The 26,534-nt window shown below is 34.5% G+C and carries 21 protein-coding genes; 13 read left to right on the plus strand and 8 right to left on the minus strand.

From position 1 onward, the window contains the following. Positions 1-151: 151 nt before the first annotated feature. Positions 152-5,671, minus strand: a complete 5,520-nt coding sequence (locus CELAL_RS06090; RefSeq protein WP_013550025.1) for an alpha-2-macroglobulin family protein — start codon at positions 5,669-5,671, stop codon at positions 152-154. A gap of 314 nt (positions 5,672-5,985) precedes the next feature. Between CELAL_RS06090 and CELAL_RS06095 the strand changes: the two genes are divergently transcribed. The 6 genes from CELAL_RS06095 to CELAL_RS06120 all read left to right on the plus strand — a co-directional run bounded on the left by CELAL_RS06095 (position 5,986) and on the right by CELAL_RS06120 (position 11,055). Continuing rightward, complete coding sequence (locus CELAL_RS06095) at positions 5,986-6,462, plus strand: CAP domain-containing protein (protein ID WP_013550026.1); 477 nt, start codon at positions 5,986-5,988, stop codon at positions 6,460-6,462. A gap of 142 nt (positions 6,463-6,604) precedes the next feature. Then, positions 6,605-7,144: a 3-hydroxyanthranilate 3,4-dioxygenase gene (locus CELAL_RS06100; protein WP_013550027.1), complete on the plus strand. Its 540-nt coding sequence runs from the start codon at positions 6,605-6,607 to the stop codon at positions 7,142-7,144. 3 nt (positions 7,145-7,147) lie between these two features. Continuing rightward, the gene (locus CELAL_RS06105; protein ID WP_013550028.1) at positions 7,148-7,507 is read left to right on the plus strand and encodes a DUF1304 domain-containing protein; all 360 of its coding nucleotides are present in this window, start codon (positions 7,148-7,150) and stop codon (positions 7,505-7,507) included. A gap of 86 nt (positions 7,508-7,593) precedes the next feature. Then, positions 7,594-9,147, plus strand: coding sequence for an L-piperidine-6-carboxylate dehydrogenase (gene amaB, locus CELAL_RS06110; RefSeq protein WP_013550029.1), 1,554 nt, complete (start codon positions 7,594-7,596; stop codon positions 9,145-9,147). Positions 9,148-9,524: 377 nt separating this feature from the next. Beyond that, the gene (locus CELAL_RS06115) at positions 9,525-10,430 is read left to right on the plus strand and encodes an OmpA family protein (RefSeq protein WP_013550030.1); all 906 of its coding nucleotides are present in this window, start codon (positions 9,525-9,527) and stop codon (positions 10,428-10,430) included. Between the two features lie 31 nt (positions 10,431-10,461). After that, on the plus strand, positions 10,462-11,055 hold the full coding sequence (locus CELAL_RS06120) for a hypothetical protein (RefSeq protein WP_013550031.1): 594 nt from the start codon (positions 10,462-10,464) through the stop codon (positions 11,053-11,055). A gap of 60 nt (positions 11,056-11,115) precedes the next feature. Here CELAL_RS06120 and CELAL_RS06125 read toward each other — a convergent pair whose 3' ends face one another. The 7 genes from CELAL_RS06125 to CELAL_RS06155 all read right to left on the minus strand — a co-directional run bounded on the left by CELAL_RS06125 (position 11,116) and on the right by CELAL_RS06155 (position 18,036). After that, a complete protein-coding gene (locus CELAL_RS06125) occupies positions 11,116-12,111 on the minus strand; it encodes an acyl-ACP desaturase (protein WP_013550032.1) in 996 nt (331 codons plus the stop codon). Positions 12,112-12,179: 68 nt separating this feature from the next. Then, positions 12,180-12,905, minus strand: a complete 726-nt coding sequence (locus CELAL_RS06130) for a metallophosphoesterase family protein (protein WP_013550033.1) — start codon at positions 12,903-12,905, stop codon at positions 12,180-12,182. Then, entirely contained in the window at positions 12,902-13,987 is a 1,086-nt protein-coding gene (locus CELAL_RS06135) for a hypothetical protein (RefSeq protein WP_013550034.1), read from the minus strand. The genes CELAL_RS06130 and CELAL_RS06135 overlap by 4 nt, the downstream gene beginning before the upstream one ends. Positions 13,988-14,053: 66 nt before the next feature. Further along, positions 14,054-15,184, minus strand: a complete 1,131-nt coding sequence (locus CELAL_RS06140; RefSeq protein ID WP_013550035.1) for an SPFH domain-containing protein — start codon at positions 15,182-15,184, stop codon at positions 14,054-14,056. A gap of 69 nt (positions 15,185-15,253) precedes the next feature. Continuing rightward, complete coding sequence (locus CELAL_RS06145; protein WP_013550036.1) at positions 15,254-16,390, minus strand: ATP-binding protein; 1,137 nt, start codon at positions 16,388-16,390, stop codon at positions 15,254-15,256. Continuing rightward, a complete protein-coding gene (locus CELAL_RS06150; RefSeq protein WP_013550037.1) occupies positions 16,387-17,142 on the minus strand; it encodes an SDR family NAD(P)-dependent oxidoreductase in 756 nt (251 codons plus the stop codon). The genes CELAL_RS06145 and CELAL_RS06150 overlap by 4 nt, the downstream gene beginning before the upstream one ends. Before the next feature lie 21 nt (positions 17,143-17,163). Continuing rightward, positions 17,164-18,036: an aldo/keto reductase gene (locus tag CELAL_RS06155; RefSeq protein WP_013550038.1), complete on the minus strand. Its 873-nt coding sequence runs from the start codon at positions 18,034-18,036 to the stop codon at positions 17,164-17,166. Positions 18,037-18,184: 148 nt separating this feature from the next. Between CELAL_RS06155 and CELAL_RS06160 the strand changes: the two genes are divergently transcribed. The 7 genes from CELAL_RS06160 to CELAL_RS06190 all read left to right on the plus strand — a co-directional run bounded on the left by CELAL_RS06160 (position 18,185) and on the right by CELAL_RS06190 (position 26,531). Then, complete coding sequence (locus tag CELAL_RS06160; protein WP_013550039.1) at positions 18,185-19,186, plus strand: AAA family ATPase; 1,002 nt, start codon at positions 18,185-18,187, stop codon at positions 19,184-19,186. Between the two features lie 110 nt (positions 19,187-19,296). Then, a complete protein-coding gene (locus CELAL_RS06165) occupies positions 19,297-20,163 on the plus strand; it encodes a DUF58 domain-containing protein (protein ID WP_013550040.1) in 867 nt (288 codons plus the stop codon). 1 nt (position 20,164) lies between these two features. Beyond that, on the plus strand, positions 20,165-21,817 hold the full coding sequence (locus CELAL_RS06170; RefSeq protein WP_013550041.1) for a hypothetical protein: 1,653 nt from the start codon (positions 20,165-20,167) through the stop codon (positions 21,815-21,817). A gap of 3 nt (positions 21,818-21,820) precedes the next feature. Next, positions 21,821-22,819, plus strand: a complete 999-nt coding sequence (locus tag CELAL_RS06175; RefSeq protein ID WP_013550042.1) for a vWA domain-containing protein — start codon at positions 21,821-21,823, stop codon at positions 22,817-22,819. A 31-nt stretch (positions 22,820-22,850) separates the two neighbouring features. Next, positions 22,851-23,897 carry a vWA domain-containing protein gene (locus CELAL_RS06180; protein ID WP_013550043.1) on the plus strand — a complete coding sequence of 349 codons (1,047 nt, stop codon included), beginning with the start codon at positions 22,851-22,853 and terminating at the stop codon, positions 23,895-23,897. A gap of 1 nt (position 23,898) precedes the next feature. Beyond that, the gene (locus tag CELAL_RS06185; RefSeq protein WP_013550044.1) at positions 23,899-24,753 is read left to right on the plus strand and encodes a tetratricopeptide repeat protein; all 855 of its coding nucleotides are present in this window, start codon (positions 23,899-23,901) and stop codon (positions 24,751-24,753) included. After that, positions 24,753-26,531 carry a BatD family protein gene (locus CELAL_RS06190; protein ID WP_013550045.1) on the plus strand — a complete coding sequence of 593 codons (1,779 nt, stop codon included), beginning with the start codon at positions 24,753-24,755 and terminating at the stop codon, positions 26,529-26,531. The genes CELAL_RS06185 and CELAL_RS06190 overlap by 1 nt, the downstream gene beginning before the upstream one ends. Positions 26,532-26,534: the final 3 nt, after the last annotated feature.

The raw sequence follows: 26,534 nt of genomic DNA on the forward strand, positions 1-26,534 counted from the left end.
AAATACCTATATCCCCAGTTATTATAAAGGTAGAGATTAGGCTAAACAAAAAACTTTTACGAATAAGTTTTTTCTCACTACACTATAAAAAAAGTGCCTATTAAAAATAATAGACACTTCTTTAGTTTTATAACACGTTAAACGTATTCTTTTATTGAACCACTTTAACCCATTGCCCTTTTGTTCTAGCAATATAATCATTATCATACATAGCTTCTACTTGTACTCCTGGCAAATAATACGTTCCTAAATAGGATGCGTTTAGTAATATTCTAAACGTTTTGGTTTCATTCTTTTTCAAATCGAAATAGAAATTAGCACGATCATCTCTTAGGTCCGTATGCGTAACATTATTCTGAGCAAAATCGCCAAAATCTGTAAAACGGGTATTGACAATTTCCCATCCACTTGGAAAAATTTCCGATAGTGCCATATTTTTAACTGCACTACTTGTGGTATTTGTTAACGTAACCTCTGCAACAAAATCTGTTCCCTGCGTAATTGAAGAAGCGTCAATTCGAGAACCATCACGTGCTTTAAAAGTGGTTTGCACCCCAAGATTTCGTTGAATTTCTTTTTCGTTACCTACAGGTAAGATTCCGTTATTTATAATACTAACATAGACCACATTACCTTCTAGATTTTTTAAACTAAGGCTATTAGTTCCTTTTTTTATCGCTAAGGTTCTACTCGCTAAAGTTTTACTTGTTGAAACACTTTCTGTTTTACCATTAACAGTTACAGATGCTTTTATTCCTTTACCACCTACCATTTCGGCAAATTTCCCCATTGCTAAAAGACTATAAGAGGTACTTTGGGTACTCATCCAACGCTGTTCTTTTAAACTTGCAGCAACAGTTTTAGCTAATTCTTGAGCTTTACCTTTGTCTTTTAATAAAATATACGTTTCTAACGCCATTGCTCTATTTCTTTCAGTAGAACCATAGCTATAATAATCATTCTTACTCGATTGAAAATCAATAGAAGCTGTTTTTAAAATTTGTTGCGCCACACTAGCCTGGCCAATTAAGCCATACGCTGCAGCCAATCTAAATTTACCTTCATCTGACACTCCGCTTGTTTCCCTTAAACGGTTCATTGAAGCAATATCTGCATTACCTGAAAGTGCTAACGTGTACAATCTATAAGCTTGTGCCAAATCTGAATAAGAACTTCCTGAGCGCCAATTTTTTGCAGTGCTTTGTTGATATTTCACCCAATTAGTTTTAAAAGAAATAGGCATAACATACCCTTTCTTTTCTGCCTCTAATAAAAAGTGACCTGCATAGGTAGTTCCCCAATCATCGGTAGAACTTAATCCTGGCCAATATGAAAATCCTCCTCCAGGACGTTGGAATCCTCCTAATCGTTTTATGGCATTTTCAACATTCTTCTGTGTTTCAGATTTTTTAGCTGAACTTAAATCAAAAATATCACTCAAATACAATTGCGGAAACGCTGCAGATGTAGTTTGTTCTACACACCCATGCGGATACCTAATTAAGTATTGCATTCTACCATTGAAGCTCATTGGTGGTAGGGTCGAAAATTCTACTTGAACAGAATTACTGCCACTAATACCAAAGGTTTCTAAATTTAATTGCTGACTTGCATTTGCATCAAGAACAATATCTTGAATTTCAGAAGTTGTTGGATTTGGATTCACTACATCTATCGGTATTTCAAAAGATGCCGTTTCTCCTCCACCAGAAGCTTCTACAATTACTTTGCCTATTCCTTTAAAATCTGCTACATCTAAATCAAAATACACCATTTTTTCATCTGGCTGACTAAACGTGAGTGATTTTGTAGCATCACCAGAAATGGTAAACGCTTTATCTTGTTTTATTTTAATCGTAACGTTTTTAACTTTAGACTCCATAGCAAATACGGTTACCGGTAAGGTTACCTTTTCCCCTGGTGTTATTTTTCTTGGCAATGAAGCCAATATCATTAATGGCTTACGAACAGGAGTTGTTTTTTCTGCCATTCCATATGCTTCGCTTTCCGCATTCCCTGCAATAACCATAGTTCGTACAGAACCAACATATTTAGGAATATCTATTTTATGAGATTTAGTTTCTCCTGCCTTTAGTGTAAAAGGCCCTAAATGAACCACCATTGGCTCAAACCGATTTGCTTTTTTATTCTTTGCTCCTGCTAGTTCATCATCACCACCAATAGCAAATACTTGATTGATTTTTCCGCCAAAGGCACCGATAACATCATCATAAATATCCCAAGTTTTTACGCCTAATGCTTCCTTCGCATAAAAGGTGCTCCATGCATCCGGAGTTTTAAAACGTGTTAAATCTAAAAGACCTTCATCTACAATGGCAATCGTATAGGTCATTGCCTTATTATTCTTTTCTCCTATTTTTACGGTAATACTTTCCTCTGGACGCAGCACTTCTGGCATCATTATCTGAGGTTCCAATTTTGTTTTTGGGTCTTCAACGCCAATACCTACCACACCATACATACGTATAGGAGCATCATTCAATGTAGATGCATGCGGTTGCAACAGTGCAATATTGATATATACATTAGGCGTATAAATTTCCTTTATTGGTAGTTTAAATTTAGTCTCTCCTTTTGTGGTCTCTACCCATAACGATTCTAAAACTTCACTTCCATTCTCGATAGTAACCAATGCTCTACCACCTTCTGAACTAGGGAATGTAATAATAGCATCATCTCCTACATTGTACTTTTCTTTGTCTGTTGAAAATAACAACATTGTTGCAGCAGACGGATCGTTTTTACGAGATTTCCCTGCCCATCCTGGCCAATCTATATAGACCGCTTTTCCTGTGGCATGTCCACCAAATTCATCTTCTACGCGAACTAAATAACGCCCCCATTCTGGATATTTTAATTCAAAATTAAATGTACCTTTTCCATTGGAAGAAGTACTTATGGTTTCTTCAAAAACTTTTTCATGATATTCGCTACTGCTATAAGACGATAAATTATCGGCTGAGTTATCCCACCACCATCTCCAGCTTATTTTATGAATTGAAACCCTAAGGTTCTTGGTTGCTTTTGGTTTTCCATTTTCATCTACGGTAACTACTTCAAACTTATGTTTTACATCTGTAAGAAGCATACCTTTTGATTTATCTCCTTTAGGCACATTTAAACCTACATAGGTTTTAAAAGGCGCATAGGTTTTTGTAAATACATCAGTACTAAAATCGCCTCCATTTTCATAAACCTTAGTAACAAAAGCCGCATTTAGCATTCCTGGCGCAGTGCCATTTAATTGTGGATTAATACTAAAACTAGCTTTCCCCTCACCATCTATTCTACCATCAAAAACCACTTGGTCTTCTGATGAAAAACTTCTCGTTGGATCGTCAAATATGTAACCTGGAAAAGATTTAAACGTAGTTGTTTTAGCATTAAATTTCGCAGTAATATCTGCCTTCAGATTTTTAGCAATGGCGCCATGCAACCATTTAACTTCCATTGCACCATAGATAGGTTTTGAACCTCCTAAAATATCACTATCAAATTCTGTTTTGATCTTTAATCGATTAGGCTTTATCGTCTCTATTTTTATAGTTTGAGTAAATGATGCCCCACCAACCGAAATTTTTACCAACCAATTACCAGTAGGTGCATTTTCATCTGTCTTTAGACCAAAGTGATAAAAATTATCTAATCCATAAGTCTTCACTTCACGGTGAACCACTTTGTTATATGGATCCATTAGTTCTAATTTTACCGGATGGTTTGCTGGTAATTTATTTGCATTATCATTTAACATAAAGGATAAGAAGATATTATCTCCTGGTCTCCAAACACCACGTTCTCCAAAAATATACCCTTTAATACCTTTCTGTAAAGAAACACCAGAAACATCAAACTTACTTACTGACAGCACATTACCATCATTAATTTTTACATACGTTTTCTGCCCATTATTTTCTGCTACCACAAAATAAGCTTGGTTGTTTTCTGCATCAAAAAATGAAGTTCCTTTTTCATTAGTAGTTACCGTCCCAACGGACTGTTGTTGATAGTTGTAAAAAGTTACTTTAGCTCCTGAAACTGGCTTGGTCGTAACAAGATCACTAACCGCTACAAAATAGCTTTTATTGAGTCCCCTTTTCACCGTTACACCTAGGTCACTAGCCAAAATATTTACACCTACTTTTTTATCATAATAATATGAAGTATGGCATGGATTCTCACGTTCACTCCAATCGTAATTATATTCATAATTGTCATAATAATCTTCTGCTCCGTCCCAAGAACTAGTTTCTGACTCTTCATCATAATTCTCCTCAACGTCTTCTTCCGTTTCAAAATTAGTATCATCACAGCTATAGGTGCTATAAGATGGTTTAAATGAAAACTCTACTCTGTAAATAGCTCCTTTTTGTGGCGTTATTAACTCTTTTAAATCCAAGGCATGGGCAGACCATTTTCCTGTGTTTACGCTTAAATTAGTGACCAACTCTAGTTTTTTAGTGGCTATTGGTCTTGCTACTTGTTTTAAAGAATTGCTTCCGTTTAAATTATTGTTCTGTAAAAATTGAAGAACATTATCTTCATAAACACGAAGTACAGATACATCAACATACTTTAAATTTACGGCTTCAAAATTAATTTTTAGGTTATTTGAAGAAGGTAAAATAGACCCATTAGAGAGTAACCTAACTTCTGGTTTTATCTGTTCAAAAGCAATCCGCTCTTCAAATTTGTTTTTAAGTTTAAAACCATCAATACTAGCAATCCCATCAAAGACCTCTAATTGAGCTGTACCAGAAATCTCATTAGACGGATATACTTTTAATGTATTCCCTGACACACTATACTTTAAATTATTATCTCCTTCTAAAACAACTAAGCCTTTAAAGTTTTGATCTTTTTTAAGTGGGTCTGAAAAGTTAATCAAGATTTGATTTTGCCACGTATCTTTTACCACCACATCAAGAACTATAAAATTGTTCTTTCCTGGTATCACTATTTTATTTTCTCCCTTATTATCTATATCATGCTTAGTGCCATCCCATGAAATTTGTAACTCACTATCTTCTTCATAACGCGCTATGCTATCAATTTTGAATTGAAAAAGTGTTCCTTCTTTTACAGAAGTATCAAACTTCACTTTTATATCTTTTCCATTTTGCTTTACTTTTATCAAGTCTTTCGCCATAGCTAAGGAAAGAATATCTGCACTCCTTAACTGTCCTTCTATATATTGCTTTTCTTTTGAATAAGACTGGATTGGATTGGTATAGACCGAAAATTGCTGCTCCAAGGTTTTTATTACGAAAGTTAATTCTTCTAAATCTTCCGGAACATCCTTGATCACATCTCCTAATTCAAATGTAAATGCATATTCGGTGTTTTGCTTAAATGCTTTTTCTGGTACAAAAGAAATAGTTCGGTTGTCTAGCACCATCACTTTTCCGTCAACTTTTGGAGAAACCGATAAAAGGTCATTTAATTCTGTACCACTTTCCCATGTGGCTACTGGCTGTTTTAGCACCAGTCTAACTTCACTCCTTGAAGAAATAATTCCGTGGGTAACCTCACTAACGTAATTCTGATATTTGTTAAGGTTATCTGATTGATTCTCTAGTGTATTTACTTTCTCTTTACATCCGGCAAGAACAAGAAAAAGTAAGCTGATAATCTGAAAATATTTTAGTTTCATAGGTTGGTTTTTACTACGTGTAAATATAAAGTGTTTATTAAAATCTTAAGTCACTGAAAACAGTGAAATTTTAGAAAATAAACCGCATTAACTATTCTTAAAACACAAGAATCCAACTTCTATTATATAAACCTTAACAATTTATAATAAAAAACAACGTATTTATCAAAAACAGTGTATTTCATCGAAAAAACAAAATATTGTACAAGGTATTCTAATTATTTTGACAATCTTAGAAGAACGGTTTACGAGAACCAATAGAACACTAGAAAACCCCCCTTTTCTACCTCTTACTACTTACAAATAAAACGTATATGAAAATGAGAATGCAGCATGCAATCTTAGTTTTATTTGTATTCCTTATTTACTCTTGTAATACAGAGTCTTTAAATAATACAGTAATAATAGAATCTAAGAATGCCATTGAGGTTGAAAATGAATTGATGGCGCTAGTGAACAACTATAGGATTAATAACGGACTAATTAATTTGGAATATAACAGTATTGCATATAAGTATGCTAATTTACATACTGATTATATGATCTCAAAAGGGACCACCAATCACGATAACTTTAGCTCCAGAGCTTCCAGTTTTACATCTGAAGTCAATGCGATTTTAGTTTCCGAAAATGTAGCAAAAAGTTATGAAGATGCACCAACAGCCTTTGATGGCTGGATGCATAGTAGTACCCATAAAAAAGCTATAGAAGGAGATTTTACACATTCTGCAGTGAGTGTAAAGACAGACGCTGATGGCGTTTTCTATTTCACACAATTGTTTTACAAATAATCTAATTTATTTCTTTTGCAGTACACATGGTCCCCTCTCTAGAATGTTTGGTTTCTTAGAATTAAGAAACCTCTAAGATTATATTTATTTTTTTCGGTCTATTATAGTATAGTTTTTTTAACTTTCGTAAAAAAAGCATACTATGGCAATTACTCCTCCATTCAATTTAAACAAATGGATTTCAGAAAATAGAGCTTCTTTAAAACCACCTGTTGGAAATAAGAATCTATACAAAGATGCCGGTGACTATATTGTAATGATCGTTGCTGGACCTAACGCGCGTAAAGATTATCATTACAATGAAACCGAAGAACTATTTTACCAACTAGAAGGCAATATAGAAGTACACGTACAGGAAGATGGTGTAAAAAAAACAATGACATTAGGACCTGGAGATATGTATTTACACCCCGCTAAAATTCCACACTCTCCCGTACGCCATGAGAATTCTATTGGTCTTGTAATTGAAAGAAAACGAAACCATATGAATGTAGATGATGGTTTATTATGGTTTTGTGATCATTGTAATCATAAACTATACGAAGCTTATTTTACGCTTAATGATATTGAAAAAGATTTTTTATCTCATTTTAAATACTTTTATAGTTCTGAAGCATTACGAACGTGTGATAATTGCGGAACGATAATGCCAGTTGATGAACGTTATATTGCAAAAGAATAATTTATGGAAATTACTATTAAGGTTTTAATAGGAGTAATTGCTTTTTTACACCTATACATTATGTATTTTGAGATGTTCGCATGGACCACTAAAGGAAGAAAAGTATTTGATAACTTTCCTAAAGATTTATTTGAACCCACTAAAGCCATGGCCGCCAATCAAGGTTTATATAATGGCTTTTTAGCCGCGGGTTTATTATGGACATTCTTTATTACAAACCTAGAGTGGAGCAACAATATTGCCCTATTTTTTCTAGCATGCGTAGCTACTGCAGGTATCTATGGCTCCATGACTGTTTCCCGAAAAATTCTATTCGTTCAGACTGTTCCTGCACTACTTACAATAGCCCTCATTCTTTTATAAACATATTTTTTTTTGGTTGTTCAGGGATACAATTATTAATCGTAACTTTGAATAAATATAACATTTAACTAATAAAAAGTTATAAAATGTCAAAAACAACAACAGACTTCGGTATTGATTCTGCTTTAAAGACTTTAGGAGTATCAGCTACTAATTTAGGTACATCAACAGGATCAAAGTTTTTTGCTTCAGGTGAAGAAATAGCTTCATATTCACCAGTAGACGGTAAATTAATTGGCAAAGTAAAAGCAACTACGCAAGAAGATTACGCTAAAGTAATGGAGACAGCAACTGCGGCATTTCAAGAATGGAGAACAAAGCCAGCTCCGTTAAGAGGCGAAATAGTAAGACAGTTTGGTGACAAACTAAGAGAAAAAAAAGAAGCCTTAGGAAAACTTGTTTCTTATGAAATGGGAAAATCTTACCAAGAAGGTTTAGGCGAGGTTCAAGAAATGATTGATATCTGTGATTTTGCAGTTGGCTTATCAAGACAACTACATGGGTTAACTATGCATTCTGAACGTCCCGGACATAGAATGTACGAGCAATACCACCCTTTAGGAGTTGTTGGTATTATTTCTGCTTTTAATTTTCCTGTAGCTGTTTGGGCTTGGAATACGGCTTTAGCCTGGATTTGTGGAGACGTATGTATCTGGAAACCGAGTGAAAAAACACCTATGTGCGGAATAGCATGTCAAAATATAGCTGCAGAAGTATTTGCAGCAAACGGCTTACCTGAAGGTATTTGCAATCTTATAAATGGCGATCATACTGTTGGAGAAATGATGACTAAAGATACTCGTGTACCTTTAATATCTGCAACAGGTTCTACTCGTATGGGTAAAATTGTAGCAAAAGAAGTTGCTGGTCGTTTAGGAAAATCTTTATTAGAATTAGGAGGTAACAATGCTATTATTGTAACTCCAGATGCAGATATTAAAATGACAGTTATTGGTGCTGTTTTTGGTGCTGTAGGTACCGCAGGACAACGTTGTACTTCTACAAGGCGTTTAATTATCCATGAATCTATTTATGATACGGTTAAAGATGCCGTTGTAAAAGCATACGGACAATTACGAATTGGGAATCCTTTAGATGAAAACAATCATGTGGGACCTATTATAGATACTGATGCTGTAAAAATGTACGAAGCAGCATTAGCAAAAGTGGTTAAAGAAGGCGGAACTATTGTGGTTGAAGGGGGTGTTCTTTCTGGTGAAGGGTACGAATCTGGATGCTACGTAAAACCTGCGATTGCAGAAGCAAATAATACATTTGAAATTGTTCAACACGAAACATTCGCTCCTATACTATACTTATTAAAATATTCAGGAGACATACATGATGCCCTAAAGCTTCAAAATGGAGTGGCTCAAGGGTTATCTTCTGCGGTTATGACAAATAATCTGCGTGAAGCAGAAGCATTCTTATCTGTACAAGGATCTGATTGTGGCATTGCAAATGTAAACATTGGAACTTCTGGCGCAGAGATAGGTGGTGCTTTTGGTGGAGAAAAAGAAACTGGTGGAGGACGTGAGTCTGGATCAGATGCTTGGAAGGTTTATATGCGTAGACAAACAAATACTATAAATTATACTACGGAGCTTCCTCTTGCTCAAGGAATCAAATTTGATCTTTAAGTTATAAAAAACCACAGAATAGCTTTTCTACCTAGTATGTGGTTTACAACTAACTAATCAAAAGAAGTTTTCATTTCTGTAAAAACTTCTTCCTTTTATAAAACCCTTATTTCAATGCCGAAACTTTGTCGGTAGAAATAAGGGTTTATTTTTTACAGGTTTAATAACTAAAATTAAGCTTAAAAACATAGTTATTTTCGTACACATAGTAGGAAAAACCGTATTGTTTGATAATTTTTAATCCCCGAATACCTCAGCCTATTTTAACATTTACAATTAGTTATCTGTTTGATAATGAATATTTAATACACAAATATTTAACATTTTAAGGTTTTTTTTAATACTTTGGTGTAGTTAACACTAAATAACCATCAACAATGACAAAAAAAACCACTTATCTTTTAGGAATAGTCATTACTATTCTTCTAGGGACTTATTTTTTTATGACCTGCTGTAGTTGTTGCGAGGCAAGCTCAGAAATTCCAGAAACTAAAATTGTAGAAGAAAGTCAGCCCGAAGCAACGGCATATCCTTTTAAATTTTCGGATGGGTCTTTTTCTTATGACTCTAATGATAATTTTAATTTCAACAGATCTTCCTCTTCCATTTTAAGGCCTTTATCAGCAAAAGTAACTGAAGGAATTGGTGGCATTAAATCTTATTTAAAAGAAAACGCAAGTAAAGTATTTGACATCACCGGTTTTTATAAAAGTGATGAAGCAAATAAATCTGCTTTTCCAAATCTAGGTATCGCTAGAGCAAATGCTATTAAAAATCATCTAGTTGCTCAAGGTATTCCTTCTTCTTCCTTAACTATTTTAGGAACACTAAAAGAAGACATGATAAGTTCTTCTGAAAATGTATTTCTAGGCCCTGTGAGCTACGCTTTTTCAAATGAACACGAAGACCTTGAAGAGGAGATGAAAGCACTCTATGATAAGATTAAAGCAGATCCATTAGTACTTTATTTTAATACTGGTGAAGCCGCCATCACCCTTACCGTTAGTGAACGTCAAAAAATTGCAGCTATTTCTAAATACCTTGATAAGATAGAAGGCGCAAATTGCAGTGTTGTTGGTCATACCGATAGCCAAGGAAATAGAATTACAAATATTGGCTTAGGACAAGAACGTGCAGACTTCGCAAAGCAATACTTAAGTGAAAATGGTATTCTAGCGTCTAAAATCATAGCTACCTCAAAAGGGCCAGACACTCCAATTGCTACTAATGATACAGACGAAGGTCGAAGTCAGAACAGAAGAACGGTTATCACCTTAAACTAAATAATCACCTAAACAATAAATACATATTAAAATGAATTTTGAAAACTTAACTATTTGGTGTTGGATTATCCCAGCTTTAGTCGGAATTATTTGTGCAATACTTGGCTATCTACTAGGAAAGTCTGGAAATACTACCATTGATAATTCTGCAGATTTAAACCTGTGTGAGGAGAAAAATATACGTTTGAAAGCAGATTTATATGCCTGCCAACAAAAATTGAATGCAAAACCAGTCGCAGTTGCTCCTGTTTCCAATTTTGCAGCACCTGAAACTCCTACCGCTGCTGCTCCTGTTACCCTAACAACTCCAGTAATACCCGTAATTGCGTTTGATGCAATTGCAGCAAAAGCAGCATTTGGCAAAACAATTAAACAGGATGACCTAAAATTGGTAGAAGGAATTGGTCCAAAAATTGAAGCGATGTTTAAAGAAAGTGGCATAAAAACATGGAAAGCACTTTCTGATGCCTCTGTTGCTGATTGTCAAAAAGTTCTTGATGGTGGTGGAAATAGATATAAAATACACGACCCTGCCTCATGGCCTATGCAAGCCAAAATGTGTTATGAGGGTAAATGGATGGAATTGACTAAATGGCAAGACGAACACAAACATGGTAAGTTGTAATACCATGCGTAAACTACATTAAATAATAAAGGCGGTATTAAAATACCGCCTTTATTATTTTTATAACCTACCGTTTGCATCAACCCATTTAAAATGATATTGATCTTCAGGAAATTTCATCCTTGTAGCTATACGCTCTAACCTATCTGGCAACTTCATTAAATAATCTCTTGCACGCTCACCATCATCATTCAATCCACGGATATTATCTAGCTCCCAATAAGAATTTAATTTTTTAAGAATATCAATGTAATCCAATGCCGTATACACACCTAATCGTTGTGCACAATTTGAAAAATTTTCAAATGCAGAACCAATTGTACCACCAGACTCACGTAAAAAATGTGCAGGCATAACAATCTTCTTCTTCATCATATCAGCGAATGCTAACATCATTTGATTTGGATCATGCTCAAAAATAGATTTTACAAACTCTCTATACGCTAAATGATGACGCATTTCATCACCCGCAATAATAGTACACATTTTACCTAATAATACATTCCCTTTCTTTTTAGCCATTTGCCCAACTCTCTTGTGCGAGATATTGGTTGCTAATTCTTGAAATGAGGTATAAATAAAGTTTTTATAGGGATCTCTATCGGTACCTATATCAAAACCATCTGCAATTAAATGCTGGGTAGTAATTTCTACTTCACGCATGTTTACTCTACCTGATAAATACAAGTATTTATTCAATACGTCTCCATGACGGTTTTCTTCTGCAGTCCAATGACGCACCCATTTAGACCAGCCATTTTTATTCTCACCGTGCTGATCAACACCTTCAACATCCATCAACCAAGATTCATACGTTGGTAATGCTTCTTCAGTAACCGTATCGGCAACCATAGTTACCCAAAAATCGTATCCTAAGTCTTTAGATTCTTCTTGTATTTGCTTTACAGCATCAAGAAACCCATCGCTTTGCGGATCTGGCAAAAAATCTGTTGGTTGCCAAATGTCTTGAATTGGAATTAAGTACTGATCAATAAAACCATTTACCTTCTCCTCAATCGCCCGCATTACTTCTATTCTAATGTTTTTTGCTGACATATTCTATTTTTTTCAAAGTTCGTAATAATACTTATAATAAGGCTATAATCCTTTTATATTTTAACTGCTCAATTTCTTCCTTTTTCATCGGGGTACAATGTATAGACGGGATCACTTTGCCACACTTGCTTGGTAGCAATATCTATAATAGAAAGTGGCCCTTTAAACGCTGCTCCTGTATCTACATTCCAGACATTAGCCGCATTCTGTGGTGTTGTTTTACCTATTCTAGTTACCGGCGTATGTCCTATATAAATCTCAGAATAATGTGTTAAACGCTGCGGATAATATTTATGCTCCGGCGTTAAATTTGGGTCTAAAGAAAGTACTAATTCCCATAACGTCCTATCCCAATAAAAAGTTTTTGAGAAATATTCAAAATCTATTCCCTTTAAGTTAGTAAATCCTGCATGAAGAAACAAGCGTTTATCCTCATCTAAATAATAATCTTCCAATTGCGTAAAAAAGTCGATGTGCAATTCTTTAGTTTGCTTATCTAGCTTTGCATATGAATTTACTGTAGCTTCACCACCATGCTCGTACCACATAGGGTTATCTTTTCGTTCCGTTAACCATGACCTACAGAACTCGTCATGATTACCCCTTATGAAAACACAATTATGTGTTTTCTGTAAATCAATTAAAAAATTTATGGTTTCCGTAGCTTGGCTCCACCCATCTACATAGTCTCCCAGAAAGATTAATTTATCTTCTGTAGTTACCTTTGCTTTGGCTAAAACTTGTTCTAATGCTTTTAATCCTGAATGGATATCTCCTATGGCTAATACTCTCATGATTGTGTAAAAATCGCAATAACTGTTATAATAATAATGATTAAAAGTACTAAAAAGAATATTTTCCAAAAAGAATATGGCCGTATTCCGCTAATTGCACCTGTTTGTCCGTTTACATAAAATTGATATTCTTTACCATTATAAACATAAGAACTTAAATAAACAGGCACTAAAATGTGTTTGAAGGTCTCTTCTGATAGTTTAATATCTGTATGATCTATTCTTTGCGTATCTCCCCCTATGTCTTTGTTTATCCAGCCATACGCAATATTCTTTGCTTCTTGAAAAGATTGATGGTGCCCCTCTTTTAAGGAAATGGTATATTTTTCAGTTACAAAACCTGACAAATACTTTGAATTAAAAACTACTAATTCTTTTAAATTCCATTGCGCTATTTTACTAGGAATATCTCGTCTTTTTTTTTCAGAAGCATTAATTAAAATATCATCAACAAAACCATTAACTGCTCCCGATGTATTTGACCAACGTGTTTTACGCACCTGTCTTGTTTGTCTTCCGTTTTTGGTTTTATAGCTTTCCGTTACGTAATAATAATCTCCTCGTTGCCCTTGATACGTAGCATATAAATTGGCATCAAAAGTCCAATGAGGCACATATAAACCATGTAAACCTTCTGCATCTAAAGCTGCTTTTTTAAGTTTATTTGGCGCAAACCAAAGACTATGCACCCAACCCTTGAAAATTATTTTTGCCTTCTTTGCGTCTATTTGAAAAGGAACAAGTGCACCCGGCAAAATCCACCCTTCTTTTACGATGTCTTCTCTAATTAATGGATCGCCACAATATACACAACCTAAAGATTTATAATTTTCTTCTACATGCTGATTAGCACCACAGTTTTTACAATGAAGTAATTCTATTGTTTCGGTATAAGCATTATCTCCAACAACTTTTAAATAGTGCTGAAGTTCTAATTCTTCAAAACTAGTTTTAGCCTGTTCAATAAATTCCTCATAGCCACAATATTCACATTTTAATTGGTTAGAGCCTGGTTTAAATTTAAGCTCCGCACCACAATTAGCACATGATTTTTTATGTTCACTTAAAAACGCTTCTTCCATGAATCACCATTAACGGTAAGTTGACACTATACGGCATCAATACTATTATTTATATAAATAAGTTTATTAGTTTGGCAATGGCGGCGGAGTATTGCCACCCAAGAAGGTTTTAAGCTCTTCTATTTCATGCAATGCTTTCCAGTTCTCCATTCCTTGTTTCCAGATAAGTGAATCTTTATTTACCGTTCTGCCCGCAAAAAGTTCTTTTAATTTATCAAAAGGTACAGGCCCCATTTGGGATCCACTTACTGCATAATGATATAGCACTTGTACCGGTATTGGTGGCGGAACAGCTGCTTGTTGTAGGTTAGGATTGGTCTGCTGCGACATTTGCGGGTTCATCATTCCTCCCATTTGCTGCGCCAGAACAAAGCCCATTCCCATTCCCATACCAGCACCTGCAGTACCACCTTCATTCTTAGCTGCTTCTTCAATAGCTTTTGCAGTTTTAAACTGTGTGAGTTTGGCCATATCTAGCTTATCTAACCTAGAATACTCGAAGATTTCTTTTTTAAGATCTTCAGGCATGGATACATTTTCAATGTAGAATTTCTCTAATAAAATTCCTACACGGCCAAATTCTGGCTGCATTACCTCTTGGCATGTTTCTGATAATTCTGTAGTATTTGCAGCATAGAGCTCAATAGGCAATTTTGCTTCTCCTACCGTATCTGTAAAACGCGTAACAATTAAACTTTTTAAATGCTCATTAACTTCGTAGTTAGTAAAATTACCATCTGTCCCTACAACATCTACTACAAATTTTCCAGCATCTTGAATGCGGAAACTATACGTTCCGAAAGCTCTAATTTCCGTTAACCCAAACCGTTCATCATTTAAAATAATTGCATTTTTTGTACCCCATTTTTCATCCGTAAACAAATGGGTATTCACAAAATACACCTCTGCTTTAAACGGACTATCAAATCCGTACTTCCACCCTTTTAAAGTGGTCAGAATTGGTAAATTCTGTGTGCTTAAGGTATAAGTGCCTGGTTTAAAAACATCTGCGAGCTTGCCCTCATTAATAAAAACAGCTACTTGACCTTCACGAACAATTAATTTCGCATTATTTTTTATTTCATTCTGGTACCGTTCAAATCTATGAACAATAGTATCGTCTGTACTATCTAGCCATTCTATAATATCTATAAATTCATGACTCAGTTTTTTCTTTATTTCGTCAAATAGTCCCATTTTGGTTTGTCTTTATTTAATTTTTATCAAGATACCTAATTCCTTAAAAAGTACCAATACTTGTAATTTTTAATTATATTTTACTTTCCTCATAATTCGTAACGATTCCTTTAGAGATCGATATACGTGACCGCTCCTATTTTTTAAAAGTACTTTAGCATTTTCCATTTGTTCTTTAGCCCCTTCAAATCCGTTTAAAAAACAAATTAAATACGTTGCAGGCAACAACTCAAGATCCTTATTTTCTAATGCAGATAAAGGTATCTTCTTTTCTATTTTTTGCAACAATACGCTGTTGGCATTAAAAATATGATGGAGAACTTTTTTGTCATATTGTGGTGCTTCAAAAACCAACTCACTCTGAATGGTATAGGTTCCGTTTTCGTGAAAAGTTATTTTTACCTTTTCTAAAGGATAATATTTTTGCTGTTCTCCTAAACCCAATTGTACATATTCTACCGTACTAAAAGAATCCTCATCATAACTAATTGTTATTTCATCTAATGCGGAATAAAAAAGTTTTACTTGCTCATTGATCAATTCAATATCTACCCGCGAGTAATAGGTTTCGTTATTTACCTTTTTTTTATTCCCCGCCCAACACACAACAAATTGCTCTTTAAACACTTTATAGTTACTGCTTAAATCTTTATGGCGGTGGTTTATAAAATCGATAACACCATCTAAAGTTAATTCTATATTATTTCTAGCATGCAACTCTATAGTGGCTACAGCTTCTGAATTGGTGTCTTTCAATTCTATATCATAACTTTTAGGCAAACTAATACTACCCTCTCTAAAAAAAACAGACCCTCCGTAATATTTCCAGATATTTTTACGGAGTGAACAAACTTTTCCTGCAGATTTAATAGTTACTAACCCCACCACTTTACCCTCTGGCAAATGTGGAAACGGAATATTTTCATAAGAAATTAAAGGCGGATTGTCTAAGTAAGCGTTAACAAGGTTTTGAATTTTGCTGTCATCAAAAAAATCTACTCCTACTATTTTGTTATCTTCATCCTCCACACCAATAACTATAAAAGAATTATTGTTAGGGTTGCTATTTGCTAGTGCACAAACGTGTTTTAGAAATTTAGCCTTCCCCTCGCGTTCTCCTATAGTTATAAAACGCTTTTTATCATAAAAACTATTCTCGTCATTATGAGCAAGAAGGTTTTTTACAAGCAAGCGCTTATTAATCATACCTTTTTATTTACAATCGTAGCACTTGCTTGAGCTGTTGGCATCACTATTAAATCTGCAATATTTACATGATAAGGCCTTGTCACTACAAAATAAATAATATCTGCAATGTCTTCTGGTTTTAAAGGTTGAAACCCTTTATAGACATTTTCTGCCTTGTGTTCATCGCCTTTGAACCGAACCTTACTAAATTCTGTTTCCACTAAACCAGGATTCACCGCTCCAACCCGTATTCCATAAGGATTCAAATCCATCAACATTCCTTTTGTTATGGCATCTACCGCATGTTTGCTTGCACAATACACATTACCTTTAGGATACACTTCTTTACCAGCCGTAGAACCTATATTAATAATATGACCCGCTTTTTTCGCAATCATTTTTGGAATAATAGCCTTAGATACATACAAAAGTCCTTTTACATTAATATCTAACATAGCATCCCAATCGTCCGTATTTCCTTGATCAATAGTATCTAAACCATGTGCATTCCCTGCATTATTAACTAAAATATCAATATCTGTGAAATCTGACGGTAATGACTCAATAGCCTCAAAAACGGCAGCCTTGTCCCTAACGTCAAAATTTAAGGTATGTACTTTTGTTTCTTTACCTAACTCCTGCTTTAATGCATTAAGCCTTTCCTGTCTTCTACCACACAACACCACATTGTAGTTATTTGCAGCGAATAAAATAGCCGTAGATTTCCCTATACCACTGGTTGCCCCTGTTATTAATACTGTTTTATTCATGCCTCTCTTTAAAATTTTTAGTTATGCTACTTCTTTTCCTTGACTTGCTTCTAACAATAAAAACCAATCTTGTAGCTCTACATCTAGTTCTATTGCCGCAACTGATTCTGATAATCGCTCAAAATTTGTTGTCCCAACCACAGGAAATATTGATGCCGGATGCTTTAGCAGCCAAGCTAATAAAATTTGACTTTCGGTGGCATTATATTTCTCTATAAGGGATACAAGTACTTTTTTTATTCTATCTGTTTGAGCATCATTTACTTTAAAATAAGTCCCCAATGGACTCCAACACATCGCAAACCTTTTATGCACCATACAATCATCCAAAGTACCATCAGTCATTGTATCATGCTGTGTCAATGACAATTCTACTTGATTTGCAGAAACAGGAATTGCTGTTTCTAATAAAGCTATTTGGTTTGCTGTGAAATTAGAAACCCCGAATTTTTTTATTTTTCCAGAGTTTTTGAGACTTAATACGGCTTCCGCTACTTCTTCTGGTTGTAAAAGCGGACTTGGTCTATGCAGCAGTAAAACATCTAAATATTCTGTATTTAGTTTTTTTAAGGATTGTTCTGTCGATGAAATAATATACTCTTTATCGTATTGATAATGCTTTACCTTATTTTCTCTCCCAGTAATCATTTGAATTCCGCATTTACTTATAAATTGAACTTTAGACCTATCAATAGTACTCGCTTTAAATGCTTTTCCAAAAGCTGTTTCTGTTCCATAATCTCCATAAATATCTGCATGATCAAACGTCGTAATCCCAAGGCTTATACATTGTTCCATTAAGGAGGCCATTTCTTGTGTAGAAAGTTGTTTTCCCCAACTTCCCCAAGTCATAGTTCCTGCAATAATTTTCGAATAATTTGTCTTATTTCCCATCAGAATGTGAAATTAAAAAATAAATACCTTAAAGCCTTCATAAAACTTAGGCCTTTTGTTAATTTTTAACCAATTGTTAACAGCGCATATCTAAATAAATTTTCAATTTGCGTATCAATTTATTAGCTTGTCCAAATATATAATACATATGGAAGAAAATACTTCAATCGATATTAGTGCTATCAACGAGAAAATTGCGCGAGAAAGTGCTTTTATAGATTTATTAATGCTAGAGATGAACAAAGTAATTGTTGGTCAAAAGTATATGGTAGAACGATTACTAATTGGGCTCTTAGGCCAAGGTCATATTCTACTTGAAGGTGTACCTGGTTTAGCAAAGACTTTAGCGATTAACACCTTAGCAAAAGCTGTAAAAGGTAGTTTTAGCAGAATACAGTTTACACCAGATTTATTACCCGCAGATGTTGTTGGTACCATGATATTTAATATGAAAGAGAATGATTTTTCTATTAAAAAAGGACCAATCTTTGCCAACTTTGTTTTAGCAGATGAAATTAACCGTGCACCTGCAAAAGTGCAATCGGCACTTTTAGAAGCAATGCAAGAAAAGCAAGTAACTATTGGCGACCAAACATTTATTCTAGACAAACCATTTTTAGTAATGGCTACGCAAAACCCAATTGAGCAAGAAGGTACATACCCTTTACCAGAGGCTCAAATTGACCGTTTTATGCTAAAAACGGTAATTGATTATCCTAAAATGAATGAGGAGCAATTAATTATGCGCCAGAATCTAAGTGGTAATTACGAGCAAGTAAATGCTGTGGTTACTACGGAACAAATACTTAGTGCACAAAAAGCGGTGAGAGAAGTATATATGGATGAAAAGATTGAAAAATATATCTTAGACATCATCTTTGCCACACGTTACCCAGAAAAATACAAGTTAGAAGATTTAAAACCACTAATTAGTTTTGGAGCTTCTCCAAGAGGAAGTATTAACTTAGCAAATGCAGCTAAATGTTATGCCTTTATTAAAAGAAGAGGTTATGTTGTTCCTGAAGATGTTAGAGCTGTAGTACATGATGTTTTAAGACATAGAATTGGTATTACCTATGAAGCAGAAGCAGAAAATGTAACCTCAGTAGATATTATCAATAAAATTGTAAACGAAATAGAAGTGCCTTAAATCTCATCCTAAATCCTTCCACAAATGAGGGAGGACTTTACAAGAGGTGCTAAAAATTAAATTTTTTAAAAGACCTTTCTCACTTAGAGAGAGGGTTGGGAGAGAGGAAAATGGATACCAAAGAGTTATTAAAAAAAGTTCGTAAAATTGAGATTAAGACGCGTCGTCTTTCTGACCATATTTTTGGAGGGGAATACCATTCCACTTTCAAAGGTAGAGGTATGACGTTTAGCGAAGTACGTCAATACCAATTTGGTGATGACGTCCGTGCTATTGATTGGAATGTAACTGCTAGATATAACGAACCTTACATTAAAGTTTTTGAAGAAGAAAGAGAACTCACCATGATGCTTGTGGTAGACGTAAGTGGCTCTGAGCTTTTTGGTTCTTCTAATCAATTCAAAAATGAAATTATTACGGAGATATCTGCAACCCTTGCTTTCTCCGCATTACAGAATAATGATAAGATTGGATTGATTTTATTTTCTGATCAAATAGAACTTTTCATTCCTCCTAAAAAGGGGAAAAGTCATGTTTTAAGAATCATCAGAGAATTAATAGAATTTACCCCAAAAAGTAATAAGACGGATTTAGCCGTAGCACTGAAGTATTTAACCCGTGTTATGAAGAAAAAAGCTATTGTTTTTGTACTATCTGATTTTATCACGGAAGACTACTTACAAACCTTACGCATCACAGGAAAAAAACATGATGTTACCGGAATTCGTGTTTATGATGAACGGGAAGAAACCATACCAAATATAGGAATGGTACAAATGGAAGATGTAGAAACCGGCCAATTACAATTAGTAAACACACAATCTAAGAAAGTACGCCTTAGCTATGGCAAATACTACCAAGAACGAGTAGACTATTTTCAGAATACGTTTTCAAAATCGGGCTGTGGGGTACTAGCATGCCGAGTAGATGAAAGCTATGTCAAAAAATTATTAGGGTATTTTAAGCGAAGAGGATAACATGATAAACTTTAATTACATACTTATTTCTTGCTTTTCGTTTTGTAAACGAAACTTACTGTTATGCCTATTACTGGCGACCACCATTGGGTGGTCACAATCTAACCCTAAAGTAGCTTCTGGTGTCGATATAAAAGACATCAAAATTGGAGAGCAAATAAATTTCACTGTCAATGTACGTATTGATAGCATAGACCAAGTAACCTTTCCTGAAGGACAATCTTTTGCTCCTCTAGAAATGGTAGAATCTTTTGCTACAGATACTATTCCGGAAAATGGCAAACTCACGCTGATAAAAAAATATGCATTAACCCAATTTGATTCTGGGACTTATACATTACCACAGCAAAAAGTAATTATTAATCAAAAAATATTCTCTACCGATTCTGTCAATATCTATGTAAATACAATTCCCGTAGATACCATAGCGCAACAACTATTTGATATCAAAGACATTATTAATGTTGAGAAGAAAAATAGCTTCCCTTGGTTTTGGACTCTTGTAATAATAGGAAGTATCTTAATACTTGCTGGATTGTTATATTTCTTTATCTGGAGAAAAAAGAAGCTTACAGAAGAGGAGAAAGTTGCATTATTACCACCGTATGATAGAGCAATGTTAGAATTAAAGAAATTAGAAAATTCTAAATACCTAATTCAAGATGAATACAAACAGTATTATTCTGAACTAACTGCAATTGTCCGTTCTTATTTAGAAGAAGATGTACATATTTCTGCTTTAGAAAGCACAACAGACCAGTTAATTGAGAAATTAGAAATGCTTAAAGATGCTGGAAATTTGAAATTAGATGGAGATACCATTCATCAATTTAAAAATATATTACAGACATCAGATTTAGTGAAATTTGCTAAATCTAAGCCAGACACTTCTGTTGCAGAACAAGACAGAAAAGCTATTGAAAATATTGTCACAAAAACAAAAGACGCAATACCGCCGCCAACAGAAGAAGAACTATTACAACGCGAGGAATATTTAGAAGAGTTAGAACGTAAAAAACATCGCAATAAAATTATTATTACCGTAGTAATTGCTGCTTCCGTTTTGATCATCTCAACAGTAACAGCAGTTAGTTATTTTGGATTTAGTTATGTAAAGGATACAATCCTAGGACACCCAACTAAAGAATTATTAGAAACAGAATGGATCTCTAGCACCTATGGCTACCCTCCTATTACGATAGAAACTCCAAAAGTTTTAATACGACAGGAATTTGAGATAACACCTGAATTAAAAGCTGATATTAAAGAGGCACAGGTTTTCATGTATAAAAGTTCTATTGGGTTATTTTCGGTAGGAGTTTCTTCTATTACACTTACGAAACCCGTAGAACCAGACACTGAATTATCTATAAACGCAGTGCTACAACAATTTGAGGCCCAAGGAGCAAAAAATATTATAACTAAGACGGAAGAATTTACTACGGTAGGTGCCGTAAAAGGAATAAAAACATACGGTACTGGTAAGTTTTCGGTATCCGAATCAAAAGATCTTGTAAATGGAGAATATGCTATTGTAACATTTGGTGGCAAAGGATTTCAACAGCAAATTATCCTTACTTGGCTGGAGGAAGACATGTACGCAAAAGAAGTAGTAGACCGTATTTTATCAACCATAGATGTAAAAACAGAATAATAAATGCTTGAGAATATAGAATTTGCTAATCCACAATTTTTTTGGTTGTTTTCACTACTTCCAGTAGCTGTGCTTTGGTATTTTTTTAAGCGTAGAAAAGAAACTGCTTCTTTAAAAATTGCAAGCATCAAAGGTTTTTCTACTGATAGTTTGCTACCCAAATTAAAGCCGTTACTTTTTATACTTCGTTTGCTTGCCCTAGCTGCAATTATTGTAGCACTTGCCAGACCACAAACAGAAGATATTTCTACAAAAACAAAAACGACCAAAGGTATAGACATTGTTATGGCTATTGATGTTTCTTCTAGTATGCTTGCTAGAGATTTAAAACCAAACCGTTTAGCCTCCTTAAAGAAAGTAGCCGCAGATTTCATTAAAAAAAGACCTAATGACCGTATTGGCTTAGTGGTCTATGCTGGTGAAAGCTATACTAAAACGCCCATTACTAGCGACAAAGGCATTGTGTTAAATGCCTTAAAAGAAATTACCTATGGCAGTTTAGAAGATGGTACAGCAATAGGTATGGGCTTAGCTACCTCTGTAAACAGGTTAAAAGAGAGCAAAGCTTTGAGCAAGGTTATTATTCTACTTACTGATGGCATAAACAACTCTGGTTTTATAGAACCACAAACAGCGGCAGAATTAGCTGTAGAATATGACATAAAAACGTATACCATAGGACTAGGTACTAACGGAAATGCCCTTTCACCAATAGCCATAAATAGCGATGGTTCTTTTAGATACGGAATGAAACCGGTAGAAATAGACGAAGGACTTTTAGAGCAAATAGCTAAAACAACTGGCGGCGCTTATTTTAGAGCAACCAACAATGAAAGTTTAGCGTCTATTTATGACGAAATAAATAAATTAGAAAAAACAGAAATAGAAGAGTTTAAATACACCAGATTTGAAGAAAGATATAGACCTTGGATTTTTCTAGCTGGTATTTTATTACTCGTAGAGTGGTTATTGAGAAACACGCTATTTAGAAGTTTTATATAAGTGTAAATTTTAGCACAACAAGAATTTTAAAATGATTCAATTAGAAGAAAAAATATATTTTTATCTACTGTTTGCCATTCCTATTTTGGTGGCAGCATTTGTGCTCTTACAATTCTGGAAGAGAAAGACGCAGAAAAAATTTGGAGACCTTGGCCTTTTAAAAAGGTTAACGCCGTCAAAATCTATCTTTAAATCTACTCTAAAATTTGTACTCTTTTTAGCAGGATTAGCGCTACTGGTAGTAGGACTCGTAAATCCAAAAATTGGTACAAAGCTAGAAACAGTTAAACGAGAAGGTGTAGATATTGTATTTGCGCTAGATGTCTCTAAAAGTATGCTGGCAGAAGACATTGCGCCTAATAGGCTAGAAAAAGGGAAGCGATTAATTTCGGAAATTATCAACCATTTAGGCAGTGATCGTATTGGCATTATTGCTTATGCAGCCCAGGCCTATCCGCAGCTTCCTATAACAACAGATTATAGTGCTGCTAAAATGTTTTTGCAAAGTATGAATACAGATATGCTTTCATCTCAAGGAACAGCAATAAATGAAGCTATAGAATTGGCCTCTACGTATTATGATGATGAAACGCAGACTAATAGAGTACTTTTTATCATCTCGGATGGAGAAGATCATGCAGAAGGAACCACAGAAGATGCTGTTGAAAAAGCCACAGAGGAAGGAATAAGAATTTTCACGATTGGCGTTGGAAAAGAAAAAGGAGCTCCCATACCTATAAAACGTAATGGAATTGTAGAGAGTCTAAAAAAGGACATGAATGGAGAAGTCGTAATTACAAAACTTAATGAGGTTATTCTAAAAGAAATTGCAGCAGAAGGTAATGGCGAATACATTAATGGAGATAATACAAGTGAGGCTGTTGAATACATTAAAGAGCAGTTGAACCAAATGGATAAAAAAGAATTTGAAGCAAAACAGTTTGCTGAATACAAAGATCAATTTCAATGGTTTGTTGCTGGTGGTTTTCTATTACTATTTTTAGATTTGTTTGTTTTAGACCGAAAAACCCAATGGTTAAGAAAACTGAATTTGTTTAATGAAAATAAAAAAAAGTAACATGAAAAATTTAGTATATCTATTACTTCTTGTTGCCACATTTTCTTTTGGACAGGAAGATAAGGAAGAGAAAGAAAAGCTACGCATAAAAGAGTTACAAGAATCGGTAAACTATACTTGGGATGCCAACAAAGCATTATCCGAAAAAGATTTTACGAATGCCGAAGTTGATTACAGAAAGGCTATTGCAAAAAGTACAGAAAACAGCGCTGCATCTTATAATTTAGGAAATGCATACTATTCTAATGAAAGCTTTAATGAAGCCTTTACACGCTATAAGCAAGCAGGTGAAACAGCTACGAGCAAAGAAGATAAACATAAGGCATACCATAATATGGGGAATGTTTTTATGAAAGAAAAACAATACGAAAAAGCTGTAGAAGCCTACAAACAAGCATTACGTAACAATCCTACAGACGAAGAAACACGTTACAATTTGGCTCTAGCACAAGAAATGCTTAAAAAGCAACAAGACGAAGACAAAAAGAACCAGGATAAGGACAAGGACGATAAAAAAGACGAAGACAAAAAAGAAGGCGATAACGAAGATAAGAACGAAGGAGACCAGAAAGACGATAAAAATAAAGACCAAGGAGACGAAGGAGATAAAGGGGACGAAAAAGAAGACAACAAAGAAGGAGACGGCGACAAAAAGGAAGAAGAAAAGAAAGATCCTAGCAAAGGCGATAAACCTGAAGATAAAAAAGGAGAACAACAAAAAAGACCAAGTCAACTATCTAAACAACAAGTACAGAATCTCTTAGAAGCAATGCAAAATGAGGAGAAAAAAGTACAAGAAAAGATGGACGCCCAAAAAGTAAAAGGTGTTAAAACAAGAAACGAAAAAGACTGGTAATGGTATTTACACTTAAGAAATATATTGCGTTACTAACACTGATGTTCTTAACTTTTTCGGTAAAAGCTCAAGAAGATGAGGTAACTTTTGAAATGGCTGTAAGCAAAGAAAAGCTTGGCTTAAATGAAAGACTACGTGTAGATTTCACCATTAATCGTGATGGTGATAATTTTAACCCTCCAAATTTCGAAGGGTTTCGTGTCGTTATGGGCCCTGCACAATCTATTCGAAATTCTTGGATAAATGGTGTGAGATCTTATTCTAAAAGCTATTCATATACGCTAATGCCTACGGAAAAAGGCACATTCACTATTGGCCAATCAAGCATTATTGTAGATGGAAAAGTATACAAATCACTTACAAAAAAAATAGAAGTAAGCGCTGCTGTTGAAGACCCAAACGCACCACCTACAGCAGAATCTATTGCAGATGACAACCTACATTTAGTAGCAGAGGTTTCTAATAATAACCCATATCTTAATGAAGCGGTTAGTGTTGTATACAAACTCTATGTAAGCAACTCAATTAGAGTAACAAACTTTAGACCGCTAGATAGTCCTAAATATAATAATTTCTGGAGTCAGGATATGCCTGTAAAGCAATATAGCGCACAAGAAGGAACTTTTCAAGGAAAACCGTATCAATATGTAATACTTAAACGTATTGTGCTCTATCCTCAGAAAACCGGAAAGTTAGATATTGAACCTCTATCTTTAGATGTATCTGTAGAAGTACCCACTAGTAGACGCGACTTTTTTGGCCGCCCACTATATACCTCGACACATAAAACAGTTTCCGCAGGTAGCAGAACATTAAATGTAAAAGAATTACCCTTAACAGGCAAACCAGAAAACTTTACTGGAGCTGTAGGTAAGTTCGATTTTTCTGTTACCACAAGTAAAAAAGCCTTAAATGCCTCAGAATCTTTACAAGCTTCTGTGAAAGTAAGCGGCTCAGGTAATTTAAAATTATTTCAATTACCTGAACCTAGCCTACCTAGTGCTTTAGAAGTTTACGAACCTGAATTTGATGAGCTTATAAAAACTACGATTACAGGAATGGAAGGAAGTGTAAAAAATAACTACACCATAGTTCCAAGTTATAAAGGCAAATACCCTATTCCTAGTATTGCGTTTAGTTATTTTGATCCAAAAGCAGAAAAATACATAAGTATTGCTTCTAAAGAAATAGTAATTAATGTGATAGAAGGCCCTACTAATGGTGGAGTTTCTGGTAGTACTACTCCTTCAAACCGTCAAGAAGTAGTGAGTACAGGCAGTCAATTTCTATTTATTAAGCTTAGTACAACACTACAACCAAAAGGTAATAATTATTTCTATGGATCAACAGCCTATTTATTATGGCTTTTACTCCCATTAATTTTAATTCCTTTAGCCATCTTATTTGGAAAAAAGAGAGAAGCCATACGTGGTGATGTTGAAGGCAACAAAGTAAAAAAGGCAAATAAACTGTCTCGAAAATATTTATCTGCTGCCAAGAAAACCTTAGGAAACAAAGAAGCCTTTTATGTAGCCTTAGAAAAAGCATTACATAATTATTTAAAAGCAAAATTAAAAATTGAAACATCGGAATTTAGCAAAGATAAAATTGCGCAATTATTTGAAGAAAAACAGGTAAACCAATCTACTACAGATGGGTTTATGGCATTATTAAAAAACTGTGAAATGGCTAGATATAGTCCTTTTTCTAACGTTCAGATGCAAGAAGATTACAACACGGCAAGTGAAGTAATCTCATCAATGGATAAGCAATTATAAAAA

This window comes from Cellulophaga algicola DSM 14237, assembly GCF_000186265.1.
GTDB classification, from domain to species: Bacteria; Bacteroidota; Bacteroidia; order Flavobacteriales; family Flavobacteriaceae; genus Cellulophaga; species Cellulophaga algicola.